Here is a 14,816-nt window from a genome sequence, read left to right on the forward strand (position 1 = left end):
GGCGGCCTCAGGCGGTGTCGATGGCGACCAGACGCTCGAACAGCCGCGCGACCGCCTCGGCGCCGGGGTCGTTGTTGCCTTCGAGCTTCGCGGCGCTGATGTAGCTGGCCCGCCCCGCCTTCGCCTTGGTGATCGTGGCGGTGAAGTCCGCCCCCCTGCGCGCGGCGGCGGCGGCGGCCGCAAGGCCCTGCGGCAGGGCCTCGATCGCGGGCAGCAGCGCGTCGATCATGGTCCGGTCGCCCTGCCGCGCGCCGCCCACCTCCTGTATGCGGTCGAGACCGGACCGCAGCGCGCCGAACGCGTCCTCTCCGCCGGACGAGGCATCGCCGGCGGCGGCGAAGAAGATCGCGAGCAGCACGCCCGACGACCCGCCCATGGTCTGGCTCAGTTCCAGCCCCACCGCGCGATAAAGCTGGGTCAGGTCGGCCAGCGGCATCCGGTCGAGCGCGTCGATGAGCGCACGCGACGCCGTGGCCAGCGTCGTGCCGGTGTCGCCGTCGCCGGATTTCGCGTCGAGCGCGTTCAGGTCGGCCTCCGCCTCGATAAGGATGCGGCAGCAGCGCTCGATGAAGCGGCGTGTCGCGTCGTTCCGCGAGGGCATCGGCAGGATCGGCGTCAGCCCGTCCGGTAGCGGCAATACCTCCACGGGGCCGACCGGCAGGCATCCGGGCCAGGCCGAAGGCGCCACCGGCGCCGACAGCGCGGCCTCGTCGGCCTTGGTGACCGGGAGGAGCGAGACCGAGAACCCCTGCATGTCGAGCGAGGTCATCAGGGGCGCAGGCCCGACCAGCCAGCGGACCTGATCGCCGATGCGCGACTGCACCAGTTCCTCCGCCAGCACCGCCATCTCCAGGGGCGTCGCGCCCCCGAGGTTGTTCAGAAGCGCCACATGCGGCCCCGGCCCGACATGCGGGGCCAGCCGGTCCACCACCATCGCCATCGCGTTGCGCGCATTGACGAAATCGACCTGCTCGATCCCCGCCTCGCCGTGGATGCCAAGGCCAAGCTCGGCCTTGCCCGGCCCGATCCGGTCCACCTTGGGCGAGCCCGGCACCGTGCAGGTGTCTAGCGACATGCCGATCGAGACGACACCCGAGATCACGCGTTCCGCCGCCTCGGTGACCGCCTCGAGCGAGGCGCCCCGGTCCGCCAGCGCGCCGGCGATCTTGTGCACGAACAGCGTCCCCGCCACGCCGCGCGCCTGCGGCAGGTCGGGAAGGGCCACGTCGTCGTCCACGATCACCATGTTGACCCGGCGCCCGAAGGCCCGCGCCCGCTCGGCGGCCAGGCCGAAGTTCAGCCGGTCGCCGGTGTAGTTCTTGACGATCAGCAGGCAGCCCGCCTTGCCCGTCACCGCAAGGATGCCCGCCAGCACCGCGTCGACCGAGGGCGAGGCGAAGACGTCGCCGCAGACCGCCGCCGTCAGCATCCCCTGCCCGACGAAGCCCGCGTGCGACGGCTCATGCCCCGAGCCGCCACCAGAGACGAGCGCGACCCTGGACTTGTCCCAGTCGGTCCGGACCACGACCTTGATATGCGGATACCCGTCAAGCCGCGCCAGCCGCCCGCCGCCGGTCCTGAGAGTGCCGTCGATCGCCTCGGTGACAAGGTTTTCCTTGGTGTTGATGAACTGCTTCATGGCCTGTCCTCCTCAGGCGACGCGCCGGCCGGCGGCGTCGAAATAGAGCGGATCGCGCGGAGCGATCAGGATGCGGTCGCCGGATTCGAGACCGCTGTGGGCGTCGGTCAAGGTCACGATCTCATGCCCGGCAAGCCTGAGATGCAGGCGCGTCTGATCGCCGAGATGCTCCATCCGGATCACTTCGGACGGCTGGCCCGTGCCTTGCAGGATGTGTTCGGGGCGAAGCCCGATGAAGCGCGCGCCCGACGGCGCGCCGGGGAAGAGGTCCGCCGGCAGGGTATTGATGCGCGGCAGCCCGAGGCGGGTCGCGACGTAAAGGCTGACGGGGTCCTCGTATATCTCGCGGGGGGGCGCGAACTGGACCAGCCGGCCCTGGTCAAGTACGCCGACATGGGTCGCCATCGTCATCGCCTCGATCTGGTCGTGGGTCACGTAGAGAAGCGTGGCGCCAAGATCCTCCTGGATCCGCTTCAGCTCGATCCGGAGTTCCGCCCTGAGCCGCGCGTCGAGCGAGGACAGCGGTTCGTCCATCAGATGGATTGCCGGATCGCGCACCAGCGCCCGCCCGATCGAGACGCGCTGCATCTCGCCGCCCGAAAGCTGCGTCGCCTTGTTGTCGAGCTTGTGGGAAATGCGCAGCACCTCCGCCACCGCGCCGACCTTGCGGGCGATCGCGTCCTCCGGCGTGCGCAGGATCGGCGAGCGGAGCGGAAAGGCGAGGTTGTCGCGCACGCTGAGGTGCGGATAGAGTGAATATTGCTGGAAGACCATGGTGACATTGCGCTGCGCGGGCGTCTCTCGCAGGACCGAGCGGCCGTCGATCAGCACCTCGCCCCGGTCGGGCGCCTCAAGCCCCGAGATCAGACGGAGAGTCGTGGTCTTGCCCGCCCCGGTGGGGCCGAGAAGGACCACGAAGGCCCCGTTCGGGATCGCCAGGGACAGGTCCGAGACCGCCTGGGTCTTGCCGAAGGATTTCGACACGTCGCGCAGCGTGACATCAGCCATGGGCCAGCACCCCCTCGTTCAGCTCTGACCTGAGCGCGCGCCCCGACTGCGCATCGAAGAGCGTCACGGTCGCCCCCTCGAACGCCAGCCCGACCATGTCGCCCGGACGCGCCGGCTGGTCAGACGGGATGCGCGCCTTGGCCTCTCCGTTCGGGGTCTCGATGGTCACGATCTGCGTGGTGCCAAGGTATTCGGCCGCGCGCACCCTGCCCCTGTAGCCCGCGCTGTCGGACAGCCGGATGAACTCGGGGCGGACACCATAAACGATGTCGCCCTCGAACGCCTCCCGCGCGGCGGGGATGGGCAGCGCCTGGTGATGGACCGAAACCCGGTCGGCGCCGGGGCGGACCGCACCGTGGAAATGCAGGAAATTCATTGCCGGGGAGCCGATGAAATCCGCGACGAACATCGTGGCGGGCTTGTCGTAGATGTCGCGCGGCGTCCCGAACTGTTCCACCACACCGTGGTTCATGACCACGATCTTGTCGCCCATCTGCATCGCCTCGAGCTGGTCGTGGGTGACATAGACGGTGGTCGCCCCCATGCGGTCGTGCAGCGCGCGCAGTTCCTGGCTCATGTGTTCGCGGAACTCCGCGTCGAGCGCGCCGAGGGGCTCGTCCATCATGAAGGCCTTGGGGTTGCGGACGATGGCCCGGCCAAGTGCCACGCGCTGACGGTCGCCACCCGAGAGCCCGCCCACCGGCCGGTCGAGGATGCCCTCGATCCCGAGGATGCGGGCAATCTCCCCCACCCTCGCGCGGACCTGGCTGCGCGGCATCCCCTGGCTGACCAGCGGGTAGGAAATGTTCCGGCGCACGTTCATGTGCGGGTAAAGCGCGAACATCTGGAACACGAAGGCGATGTCGCGTTCCGATGCCGGTTTCTGGCCCACCTCCTCGCCGTCGATCCAGATCTCTCCGCTGGTCGGCAATTCCAGCCCGGCGATCATCCGGAGCGTCGTCGTCTTGCCGCACCCCGAGGGGCCGAGGAGCATGAAGAACTCCCCGTCCTCGATCTTGAACGAGGACGAGCGGACGGCGGTGAAGGCGCCGAACTGCTTGCAGAGGTTCCTGATGACGATCTCGGCCATGGCTATTCCGGGAAATGGCTGACGATGACGAACATCACCGTTCCGGCCAGCGTGACTAGGAAGGACCAGGTGTAGGCCCAGAGCGCGAAGGGCTGCATCAGCATCACCACGCCAAGCGCGATGAGGATCGAGGCGACCATCTCCCACGGGCCGCGGCGCAGGCGCAGGAGTGCGGCGACAAAGCTAGCCATGGCGGCATTCCTTTCGTTCGGCGCGCGCCATCCGTTCCGGCCGCCCGCTCATTTGCGCACCGCCCCGAAGGTGATCCCGCGCAGGAGATGCTTCCTGAGGAGGATGGTGAAGACCATCACCGGCAGCAGGAACAGCGTCGCCCCGGCGGCCACGGCGGGCCAGTCCTTGCCCACCCCGATGATGGTCGGGATGAAGGGCGGCGCGGTCTGCGCCTGTCCCGAGGTCAGGAGCACGGCGAAGGCGTATTCGTTCCAGGCGAAGATCAGGCAGAAGATCGCGGTCGAGGCGATGCCGGTCGCGGCCTGCGGCAGCACCACCTTGTAGAACGCCTGAAAGCGGGTGTAGCCGTCGATCAGCGCCGCTTCCTCGTATTCGCGCGGGATCTCGTCGATGAAGCCCTTGAGCAACCAGACGGCGAGCGAGATGTTCACCGCAGTGTAGAGCAGGATCATGCCCAGATGCGTGTCCGAAAGCCCGAGCGTGCGGAACATCAGGAAGATCGGGATCGCGACCGCGATCGGCGGCATCATCCGCGTGGACAGGATGAAGAACAGGAGGTCGTCCTTCAACGGCACCTTGAACCGCGAGAACGCATAGGCCGCGAGCGTGCCGAGGAACACCGACAGGAAGGTCGAGCCAAAGCCGATGACGACCGAGTTCAGGAACCGCTCGCCATAACGCGAGGGGCCGGAGATGACCATGCCATACTGCCGGACGATCCCGTCGTACCAGGTTTCGGGCGGCCCCATCGCCTCCAGCGCCTCGGGCGTGGCGCGCGAACGGGTGGTGAAGAGGTTCACATAGCCTTCGAGCGTCGGATCGAACACCACCTTCGGCGGATAGGCGATGGCGTCGGCGGGCGACTTGAACCCGGTCGCGATGATCCACAGAAGCGGCAGGATGGTGATCAGCGCGTAAAGGACGACCAGCGTTCCGGCGATCCATTTCTGCCGGGGCGTGGGTTCGGTGATGGAATAGCCGCTCATCTTTCCTTCACCTTGTTCAGCGCCTTGACGTAGATCGAGGCGAGGCCGAAGACGGTCACGAAAAGGATGATCGCATAGGCCGAGGCATAGCCCGTGCGCCACTTCTCGAACGCCTCGCGCTTGAGGTTGATCGAGGTCAGCTCGGTCGTGGACCCAGGCCCACCGCCGGTCAGCTGCACCACGAGGTCGAACATCTTGAAGTTCTCGATCCCGCGGAACAGCACCGCCAGCATCAGGAAGGGCAGCACCATCGGCAGCGTGATGGTCCAGAACTGCCGCCAGGGCGAGGCGCGGTCGATGGCGGCGGCTTCGTAGATGTAGTCGGGGATCGAACGCAGCCCGGCCAGGCAGATCAGCATCACGAAGGGCGTCCACATCCAGGTGTCGACGATGACGATGGCCCAGGGCGCCAGTTCGACCGAACCGATCATCGAGAAGGACGACGGGTCGATACCCGTCACGAACGAGACCGCGTAGTTGAAAAGCCCGATCTGCGGCTGGTAGAGGAAGGTCCAGAAATTGCCGACCACGGCGGGCGAAAGCATCATCGGCAGCACGATGATCGTGGTCCAGAGGTCGTTGCCGCGGAACTTGCGGTTGATGAGCCAGGCCAGCGTGAAGCCGATCAGCACCTGGAGCAGGATGGTCCAGATCAGGAAATGCGCGGTCGCCTGCATCGTCTGCCAGATGTCCGGGTCGGTCAGGATGCGGGTGTAGTTGCGCAGGCCCACCCATTCGAGTTCCGCCCCCGCGCGGTTGGCGCGGTAGTTGGTCAGGCTCAGCCGGATCGTCCAGACAAGCGGGAAGATGTTGACGGCGAGCAGCAGGAAGATGGTCGGCGCCACGAAGATCCAGGCCAGGGTCCGGTCCGACAACCCCCTGACGCGGGATGCGATGGCCGGCGGCGTGGAGGCGGCAACACGCTCGATCGGGGTGTGGGACATGATGATCTCTCTGGCCGGGGTCGTCGGGGCCACGCGGGCGGCCCCGACGGCGAGGATAGGCGCTTTACAGCTTGCCGTCGTCCTCGAAGGTTTCGGTCCAGTCCTGGACAAGACCGTCCAGCGCCTCCTGCGCGGTGCCCTGCCCCGCGACCACATAGTCGTGGAAGCGCTTCTGCGTGTCCTGGAGGAGCGTCGCATAGGACGGCTCGGCCCAGAAGTCCTTCACGATGGCCATGGAATCGAGGAAGGTCTGCGCATAGGGCTGGCTGGCCGGGAAGTCGGGGGCGAGCGTCACCGCCTTCAGGCAGGAGAAGCCGCCCATCTGCCACCATTTCGCCTGCACGTCCGGCTGGGCGAACCACTTGATGTATTCGAGCGCGGCATCCTGCTTGGTCGAGTAGGACACGACCGAGATCCCCTGCCCGCCCAGCTGGGCGAACTGTTCGCCGTCCGGGCCGGCCGGGTTGGCGAAGTAGCCGGTCTTGCCGCCGCCCACGTTGGCATCGCTTTCAAAGCCGGGCCAGGTGAACGCGAAGTTCATCTGCATCGCCACCTGCCCCGACTTGAAGGCGTCGATCCCCTCGCTCATGTAGCCGTTGGACGACCCCGGCGGCACGCAGCAATCGTAAAGCGCCTTGTAGTATTCGAGGCCGGCAACCGCGCCGGGCGAGTTCACGAAGCCTTCCATATCGTAGGGCTTGTCCGGGTTCTCGTACTTGAAGCCGAAGGAATAGAGCACGTCCATCGCGCCCATGGTGATGCCTTCGGACCCCCGCTCGGTGTAGATCGAGGCGCCGTAGACGGTCTTGCCGTCGATGTCGCGGTTCTGGAAGAATTCGGCGATGTCCTTGAGTTCCGCGAAGGTCTTCGGCGCGGCGAGGTCGTAGCCGTACTTGCCCTTGAACTCCTCCATCAGCTCCGGCCGCTCGAACCAGTCCTTGCGGTAGGTCCAGCCGACCACGTCGCCGAAGGCCGGCAGCGCCCAGTAGTTCGGGGTGTTCTTCGGCCATTCCGAGTAGCCGGTCACGGTGGCATCGATGAAATCGTCCATCTTGATGCCGTTGGCATCGAAGAAGTCGTTGAGCTTGATGTAATGGCCGTTCTCGGCCGAGCCGCCGATCCACTGGCTGTCCCCTATCATCAGGTCGCAGAGCTGCCCGCCGGAGTTCAGCTCGTTCAGCATCCGGTCGGCGAAGTTGGGCCAGGGCACGAATTCGAAGTGCATCGTGTGGCCGGACTGGGCCTCGAAATCCTTGCTGAGCTCGACGAGCGCGTTGGCCGGGTCCCACGCGGCCCAGCAAAGTGTCAGATCCTCGGCCTGAGCCCCCGTCGCCGCGAAGCCCGCCACGGCCGCCATGCCGGTGACCGCCAAGAGTCCCTTGGTCTTCATTCCCTGTTCCTCCCGTTGTGAGGCCGGTCGGCGCACGGACAGCGGCGACTTCCGGTCATGGCAAGACGGTAAATGAGGTGCGTGCCTTCCGTAAAGGGATTTTTGAGGTGCGTACCTCATTTTGAGAATCCCCCGTCGCGACGCACAGGACGTGAATTCATATGTCTGATATTGAAAGACAATTCAGGGCGCCCTGAACCAGGCCAGACCCGCCCCTCCCTCGGCAGGATGTTACAGCCGGCCCGCCCTCCGGTCGCGATCGGGCTTGCGCGGGACGGATCGCAGCCCGGCCACGATCACGCGACAAAGGGATGATTCGCGGCAAACCTCCCGCGTCGACCGGCCGGCGCCCTGCCCCGCCGCGCCGCTGACGCTCAGGGCAGGTTTTCCTTCAGGACGATGTCGATGCGGATGCGTTCCTGCGCCTCGAAGATGGGCACGCCGTCGCACTTGGCGCGCAGGACGCGCAGTGCGCTGCGGACAAGGTGGCCGACGTTCTGGGTGATGACCGCATCGACCTCGTCCTCCAGAAGTGCCCGGTGGGTGACCGGGGTCAGTTCATGCGCGATGACGACCAGTCCCTTCAGGCGACCCGAGGCGCGCAGCGCCTGAAGCAGCGGCCGGTTGCCGGGCCCCATGGAATAGACGCCGACCAGATCGGGATGCGCCGCCGCGGCGCGGGCCACCACCATCTCCATCCGCGCCGGGTCGTCGCGGCTTTCGATCGAGGGAAGGATGGTGAGTTGCGGAAAGCTTTCCGCCATGACGGCATCGAAACCCAGACGCCGTTCGATACTGTCGCGCGCCAGCATGGAATTGGTTACAATCAATATCTTGCCCGGTCTGGCGCCGACGAAACGCCCCATCAGGACGCCCGCCGTGCGGCCCGCCGAAAGGCTGTTGATGCCGACGAAGTGATCCCGCCCCGAGGTGGGCAGGTCGGCCACCAGCGCCACCACCGAAAGCCCCGCCTGCTTCAACCGCGCCACCGCGTCGCGGACCTGCGGCGTCTCCGGCGCCATGATCGCGACACCGTCGAAATGGTCCGCGGACAGCGAGTTCAGCGCGCGCACGACCGAGTGCGGGTCCTGCGCCTGCACCGGGACGATGCGGACGATGACCCGGTCTGCCAGCTGCGCGGCCATCGCCTCGTGCAGCGCGGCCTTCAGCGTGCCGACGAACTGGCTGTCGCCCTCGGGCAGGACGAAGGCGAAGCGGTACTGCGTCTTGCGGGCAAGATTGGCGGCATAGGTGTCGCGCACGTAGCCAAGGCTGCGAACGGCCTCGTTCACCCGCTCGATGGTCTTTTCCCGCACCCCGGGGCGGGCGTTCAGCACCCGGTCCACGGTCGCCAGGCTGACCCCCGCCTGCCTTGCGATATCGTGCACCGTGGGCTTCGACATCATGTCCTCCGTCCAGGCAGGCTAAGGCAGAAGGCTGATGTACGTCAATCATTGCAGCGGCAGGTCCGGACGCAGGCCGGGGCCCGCCGCGGCACGCGCCACCGCGCCGGACCCGCATGCAGACGGCACCCCGACCGGGCGGCGCGCGCCGGTTCTGCCGAAAAATTGTGCATTCCCGCGAAGCGGCGGGCGATATTGCAACGATTTCGGGCGCCCCTGCCCGTCTGCCGCATTGAGCCATGGCCCTTTTCGTCAGGGCGCCGCTAGGATGCAGCCATGGGAAACGGTAGTGTCTTCGACGAGATGTGGGGCAGCGACGGCCAGCTGCGGTCGTCTTACGCGGGCGTCCGGGACTGGCTGGACAGCGAAACCCCCGCCCGGCTGCGCGCCAAGAGCCGCGAGGCGGAGGACCTCTTCCGCCTGACCGGCATCACCTTCAACGTCTACGGCCGGGCCGAGGCGGAAGAACGGCTGATCCCCTTCGACATCGTGCCGCGCGTGATCTCCGCGCGCGAATGGCAGCGCCTCAGCCGCGGGATCGAGCAGCGGGTGCGCGCGATCAACGCCTTCCTGCACGACATCTACCACCGGCAGGAGATCATCCGCGCCGGGCGCATCCCGGTCGAGATGATCGCGCGGAACGAGGCGTTCCTGCCGCAGATGATCGGGGTCACGCCGCCGGGCGGGGTCTACACCCATATCGTCGGCATCGACCTCGTCAGGACCGGCGACGACCAGTTCCACGTGCTCGAGGACAACGCCCGCACCCCCTCGGGCGTCAGCTACATGCTCGAGAACCGGGAAACCATGCTGCAGATGTTCCCCGAGCTTTTCGCCCGCAACCGGGTGCAGCCCGTGCAGACCTATCCGGCGAACCTGCGCCGGTCGCTGGCGGCTTGCGCGCCGCAGGCCAACGGCACGCCCACAGTCGCCGTGCTGACGCCGGGGATCTACAATTCGGCCTATTTCGAACACGCCTTCCTCGCCGACGAGATGGGCGTGGAACTGGTCGAGGGGCACGACCTGCGCGTGGTCGACGGCCGCGTGGCGATGCGCACGACCGAGGGCTACAAGCCGATCGACGTCCTCTACCGGCGGGTGGACGACGCCTTTCTCGACCCGCTCAACTTCAACCCGGAAAGCACGCTCGGCGTTCCCGGCATCATGGACGTCTACCGCGCGGGCGGCATCACCATCGCCAACGCGCCGGGCACCGGGATCGCCGACGACAAGGCCATCTACAGCTACATGCCCGAGATCGTGGAGTTCTACACCGGCGAACGCCCGCTGCTTGAAAACGTGCCGACCTGGCGCTGCCAGGATCCGGAGGCACTGGCCTATGTGCTCGACAACCTCGCCGACCTGGTGGTGAAGGAGGTTCACGGGTCGGGCGGCTACGGCATGCTGATCGGTCCGACCGCCAGCCGGAAGGAAATCGCCGCCTTCCGCGAAAAGCTGAAGGCGCGGCCCGGCAACTACATCGCGCAGCCGACGCTGTCCTTGTCCACCGTGCCGATCTTCACCCGCGCGGGCCTGGCGCCGCGCCACGTCGACCTGCGCCCCTTCGTGCTGGTCAGCCCCGGCAACATTCACATCACGCCGGGCGGGCTGACGCGGGTGGCGCTGAAGAAGGGCTCGCTGGTGGTGAACTCGTCGCAGGGCGGCGGCACCAAGGACACCTGGGTGCTGGAGGACTGACCGCGGTGCTGGGCAAGACGGCGAACGGGCTCTTCTGGATGTACCGCTACCTCGAACGGGCGGAGAACACCGCGCGGCTGATCGAGACAGGCCAGCGCATCGCGCTGACCCGGACGGGGGCGGGCGACGGGGAATGGCGGTCGGTCCTGCAGACCGCGGGCGTCTCGTCAAGCTACGATGCCGGCCACGGCAGCCTGACCAAGGATCAGGCGATCGACTGGATGCTGCGGTCCAAGGACAACCCCTCCTCCGTCCTCTCGTCGCTGGAAGCGGCGCGGCAGAACGCGCGCATGGTGCGCACCGCGCTGACCCATGACGTCTGGGAGGCGACGAACGGCACCTGGATGTGGGCGCGCGACCTGCTGTCGCGCAAGGTGGCCGAGCGTGACCTGCCCAAGGTGCTGCACGGGGTGCGCGAACGCGCGGCCCTTGTCCGCGGCGCCACCGACGGCACGATGCTGCGCAACGACATCTACGATTTCCTCCGCCTCGGCACCTTCCTCGAACGCGCTGACAACACCGCCCGCATCCTCGACGTGAAGTATTACGTCCTTCTGCCCTCGGTCGCGGCGGTGGGCAGTTCGATCGACAACGTGCAGTGGGAAACGATCCTCCTGTCGGTCTCCGCGCGCGGCGGCTTCCGTATGGAATACGGATCGAACGCCACCCCGCGCGACATCGCGCAGTTCCTCATCCTCGACCGGCGGATGCCGCGCAGCCTGCGCTTCTGCATCGGCAAGATGTGTGACAACCTCGGCTACCTCGTCACCAGTTACGGCAGCCGGCCGCCGTCGCACGACAGGATCGACGACCTGCGGGCCTGCCTTGAGGTCGACATCGAGACGATCTTCGACTCCGGCCTGCACGAGTTCATCCAGAAGCTGCTGCGCCGTCTCGGCGACCTCGGCCGCCAGATCGAGATCGACTACAGGTTCACCGAATAGACCATGCGCCTCAGGATCAGCCACACCACCCGCTACCGCTTCGACGAACCCGTGGGCTTCGGCCTGCAGCAACTGCGCAAGACACCGAAATCCAGCCACAACCAGCAGGTCGAGGCTTGGGCGACCACGATTTCTGGCGGCCGGAAGGAGCTTTCCTTCACCGACCACCACAACAACGTGGTCGAACTGATCGGCCTCGACCGCGGCGCCACCACGCTCGAGGTGACGAGCGAGGGCATCGTCGAGGTCGCCCAGACGCATGGCGTGGTCGGCCCCCATGCCGGGCCCGCGCCGCTCTGGCTTTACCGCACGGTCACGCCCCGGACCGAGGCGAAGGCGGGTGTCCGGGCGCTGCTGCGCCGGGTCGAGGGCGGGAACGATCTGGCCCGTCTGCACGGCCTGATGCAGGTGGTCCACGATGCCGTCGTCTACGAGACCGGCGCATCGCAGCCGGACTGGAGCGCGGAGGACGCGCTTTCGGCGGGCCGCGGGGTCTGCCAGGACCACAGCCACGTCTTCCTCGCCGCCGCGCGCGAGATGGGGTTCCCCGCGCGCTATGTGTCGGGCTACCTGATGCTCGACGACCGGGTCGCGCAGGACGCGATGCACGCCTGGGCCGAGGCGCATGTCGACGGGCTGGGCTGGGTGTCCTTCGATGCAGCCAACTGCGTTTCGGCAGACACGCGCTATGTCCGCGTCGCGACCGGGCTCGACTATGCGCAGGCCGCGCCCGTCATCGGCATGCGCACCGGCGGCGCGGGCGAGGCGCTGTCGGTCCAGATCGAAGTGGCCCAGCAATAGGGGCGGCGGCGCGGCGTCCGACCCCTTCGGCGCGTCACCGCGCCCTCGGCTTGCGGCCGCGCAGGATATAGGCGATCGCCTCCAGCACGATGCCGTTGGTGTTCACATCGGCATAGCCCGGCATGCCCAGCCCGCTTGCGGCGAAGACACCGGGCGCAAAGCCCAACCCCTCCAGCCGGGCGCGGTCGCGAACGTGGCGCACCAGCCGCGTCGCATAGGCGCCGGGCCGCGCCGCCGACCAGAGATAGGCCGCCTTGGTATTGACCAGCAGCGTCTCGCGCCGGAACTCCGGCGTGGCAAACCGGGGATCGTCCGAGGTGGCATTGATCAGCCAGCGTTCCCCGTCCGGGGCAAAGCCGAGGCCCTGATAGGTGAACCAGGGCGCGCGATTCAGGGGCGCCTCCGACAGGCAGTAAAGCGTGCCCGTGCCGTCGTATTCCCGCCGCTGCGCGCCGTCGAGCACATCGGCCAGAAGATCGGTCGCGTCCGTGGGACCCATCTCCAGCGCCTCCAGCAGCAAGGGTTCCGCCCCCAGGGGATCAAGCCCGGACAGCGATTCCAGTAGCCGCATCGCGCGGTCGGTCCAGGGCCCCTCGCCCGTCCCCTCATAGGGGGACAGGGCCTGAACGCCCCGGTCGCGGAAGGCGCGCGCGGTGTAATGGGCGCAGTGCGATCCGAAGCGGTCCACCAGCCGGCCACCGGACACGGAATGCACGTGCCCCGCGACCACCACGCCGGCCAGATCCCAGGCCGCGACCTTTTCCGCGGCGATCCCGGCGGTCAGCGGATGGGCGTCCAGCATGCGAAGGACGCTGAGTAGCCGGCCGGTGTCGCAGGCGTTGAAATCGCGCGACAGGACCGCCCCCGTGTCCGAGGAGATGACCGCCCCCGGCAACATCATGCCCCCGATCCGCGTGACCGGAAGCGCATCCACGACCAGCGCCGCCCGCGCGGTGAAATCCGCATCCCCGATCAGGCCCAGTTCATGCGCCGCCATCACCCCGGCCAGGACGCTGCCGATATCCCACATCGTCATTTCCCGGTGCAGCCAGGTTTCGTTTTCCTGCACGTCGACGGTGTCGATGGTCAGCCCCGTCCGGGCGACCGTGAACCGCTCGAAGAAGGCCCAGGCCTGGCGGGCATCCGACATGAGGTCATCGGCCGACAGCGGCTCCGGGTCCGGCCCCTCGGGCCCCTCCCGTCGCGTCTCGCGCAGAAGGGCGAAGACCGGATCGGGCGCGACCGTCGCCGCGTGGAACCCGGCCACGTCGACAAGCCGTGTCCCGTCCTCCTCGCGCAGCCGCGCGAGCGTGGCCAGCAGCGCCTGCCGGTCCGTCTCGGTCGCCACGTCCTCGGGCCCGAGGACAAGGATCGCGTCGCGCATGAGCCCCGCGTCGGACAGCAGGCCCGGCGCCTCAGAAAGGCGGGTTTCGCCGCGCACAAGGACACCCCGCCCGTCGAAGGCCGGATCGGCACCGGGCCAGAGCATCAGGTCGACCCTGTCCGCCTCCTCTGCCTCCAGTCCCGCGCCCGGCGCGTCCGCCGCAAGGCAGGACAGGCCGCGCGGCGGGGCGGCGGCGGCGATCCCGCCTGCCCCCTCCCCCTGCGGCGCGAGGGTTGCGCAGGCCGCGTCCGGCCAGGTCTCCCCCGTTCCGCGCGGCAGCGGAACGGAGCGAGTGTAGGGCAGGCCCAGGCTCTCCAGGTCGGACGCCAGCCGTGCCATGACCGCCTCCGACCCGGCCGGGGCGGAGCGCAGGCGGATCGCCACCTGCCGCAACTGGTCCGCGCCGAACCAGCGCGCGTGGTCGCGCGGCAGCGCCGCAAAGCGGCGGCCCGATTCGAGTTCGCGCGAGATCGCATCGACGGCCCGCAGCGCCCAGAGCCGCGCCTCCTGCGGCGAAAGCGCCGCGATCCCTTCCATCGAGAAGGTCAGCCGCGCCCATCCCGGCTCGGCAAGGGCGCGCTCGATCCAGGGTGTCGGGTCGGGCGTGTCGGCGAACGCCACCCGGCGCCCCCCGCTCAGGCAAACCGTCATCAGCGCGCAGCCCCCCGAAGACAGCGCGGACGCCTCGGGCAGCGCCAGAAGGCTGCGGATGCCCAGCGCGCGCAAGCCGTCGAAGTTCACCGTCTCGGCCCCCTCGGTCGCGATGCTCAGGGCCGCGGCACCGCCGGTCCCGCCAAGGACGCCGCGCAGGCGCCCGATCGCGTCGCTGACCGCCCGGCGCTGGAAATAGGGCGAAAGCCCGGCCAGTCCGGGGGCCTGAACGACCGGCTCGATTCGGGCGGGATCGGCCGCGAAGAGGCTTCGCAACTCGCCCGCCAGCGCCGGGTCCATCGCCGGCGCCGGCGGCAGGCCCGCAATCACGCCCACCGGAATGCGCGCGGCGAGGAAGGGGGCCGCGAAGGCCCTGAGCCGGTCCGCGGGTGTTTCCGGCCCGATTCCGTCCCACAGGACGAACAGCGCCTCGCCCGCACCCTCTGTGCGGGCCGGGCGGATCGGGAACGGCGCGAGCAGGGCCGACACCATCAGCCGCAGAACGGTTCTCCGGTCGATCGTCACGCGCGCCCCCTGCCCCATTCACCCTGACCTGCCCGCGAAGGGCCCCCGCGTCTCGCGATCCGCGCCGGCGCGCTGCAATTCTTCGGGTTGCCTTCCGTCCCGAACTCTATAGCAGTCGGTGAAGGAGGCGGACAGGCGACAATCGCGCGCGCCGAAGGCGA

General features: G+C 68.2%; 12 protein-coding genes. 3 read left to right on the forward strand and 9 right to left on the reverse strand.

Annotated elements, in window-relative coordinates:
• Window positions 1-7: 7 nt before the first annotated feature.
• The 8 genes from N5I32_RS08350 to N5I32_RS08385 all read right to left on the reverse strand — a co-directional run bounded on the left by N5I32_RS08350 (window position 8) and on the right by N5I32_RS08385 (window position 8,652).
• Window positions 8-1,639, reverse strand: coding sequence for a dihydroxyacetone kinase subunit DhaK (locus N5I32_RS08350; RefSeq protein WP_261494938.1), 1,632 nt, complete (start codon window positions 1,637-1,639; stop codon window positions 8-10).
• Window positions 1,640-1,651: 12 nt separating this feature from the next.
• Window positions 1,652-2,647 carry an ABC transporter ATP-binding protein gene (locus tag N5I32_RS08355; RefSeq protein ID WP_261494939.1) on the reverse strand — a complete coding sequence of 332 codons (996 nt, stop codon included), beginning with the start codon at window positions 2,645-2,647 and terminating at the stop codon, window positions 1,652-1,654.
• Complete coding sequence (locus N5I32_RS08360) at window positions 2,640-3,737, reverse strand: ABC transporter ATP-binding protein (protein WP_261494940.1); 1,098 nt, start codon at window positions 3,735-3,737, stop codon at window positions 2,640-2,642. The genes N5I32_RS08355 and N5I32_RS08360 overlap by 8 nt, the downstream gene beginning before the upstream one ends.
• 2 nt (window positions 3,738-3,739) lie before the next feature.
• The gene (locus N5I32_RS08365) at window positions 3,740-3,928 is read right to left on the reverse strand and encodes a hypothetical protein (RefSeq protein WP_261494941.1); all 189 of its coding nucleotides are present in this window, start codon (window positions 3,926-3,928) and stop codon (window positions 3,740-3,742) included.
• Window positions 3,929-3,976: 48 nt separating this feature from the next.
• Complete coding sequence (locus N5I32_RS08370; RefSeq protein ID WP_261494942.1) at window positions 3,977-4,915, reverse strand: carbohydrate ABC transporter permease; 939 nt, start codon at window positions 4,913-4,915, stop codon at window positions 3,977-3,979.
• Window positions 4,912-5,859 (reverse strand): carbohydrate ABC transporter permease, encoded by a 948-nt coding sequence (locus N5I32_RS08375; RefSeq protein WP_261494943.1) that lies wholly within the window; start codon window positions 5,857-5,859, stop codon window positions 4,912-4,914. The genes N5I32_RS08370 and N5I32_RS08375 overlap by 4 nt, the downstream gene beginning before the upstream one ends.
• A 64-nt stretch (window positions 5,860-5,923) precedes the next feature.
• Entirely contained in the window at window positions 5,924-7,249 is a 1,326-nt protein-coding gene (locus N5I32_RS08380) for an ABC transporter substrate-binding protein (RefSeq protein WP_261494944.1), read from the reverse strand.
• A gap of 374 nt (window positions 7,250-7,623) precedes the next feature.
• Window positions 7,624-8,652: a LacI family DNA-binding transcriptional regulator gene (locus N5I32_RS08385; protein WP_261494945.1), complete on the reverse strand. Its 1,029-nt coding sequence runs from the start codon at window positions 8,650-8,652 to the stop codon at window positions 7,624-7,626.
• 276 nt (window positions 8,653-8,928) lie between these two features.
• Between N5I32_RS08385 and N5I32_RS08390 the strand changes: the two genes are divergently transcribed.
• The 3 genes from N5I32_RS08390 to N5I32_RS08400 are packed head-to-tail and all read left to right on the forward strand — an operon-like array spanning window position 8,929 to window position 12,095.
• A complete protein-coding gene (locus N5I32_RS08390) occupies window positions 8,929-10,350 on the forward strand; it encodes a circularly permuted type 2 ATP-grasp protein (protein WP_261494946.1) in 1,422 nt (473 codons plus the stop codon).
• A 5-nt stretch (window positions 10,351-10,355) separates the two neighbouring features.
• The gene (locus tag N5I32_RS08395; protein WP_261494947.1) at window positions 10,356-11,294 is read left to right on the forward strand and encodes an alpha-E domain-containing protein; all 939 of its coding nucleotides are present in this window, start codon (window positions 10,356-10,358) and stop codon (window positions 11,292-11,294) included.
• A 3-nt stretch (window positions 11,295-11,297) separates the two neighbouring features.
• Window positions 11,298-12,095, forward strand: coding sequence for a transglutaminase family protein (locus N5I32_RS08400; protein ID WP_261494948.1), 798 nt, complete (start codon window positions 11,298-11,300; stop codon window positions 12,093-12,095).
• A gap of 34 nt (window positions 12,096-12,129) precedes the next feature.
• Here N5I32_RS08400 and N5I32_RS21340 read toward each other — a convergent pair whose 3' ends face one another.
• Window positions 12,130-14,655: a DUF3131 domain-containing protein gene (locus N5I32_RS21340; RefSeq protein WP_261494949.1), complete on the reverse strand. Its 2,526-nt coding sequence runs from the start codon at window positions 14,653-14,655 to the stop codon at window positions 12,130-12,132.
• Window positions 14,656-14,816 lie beyond the last annotated feature (161 nt).

It is taken from the genome of Albidovulum sediminis, assembly GCF_025380365.1.
In the GTDB taxonomy this organism is placed as follows: domain Bacteria; phylum Pseudomonadota; class Alphaproteobacteria; order Rhodobacterales; family Rhodobacteraceae; genus Albidovulum; species Albidovulum sediminis.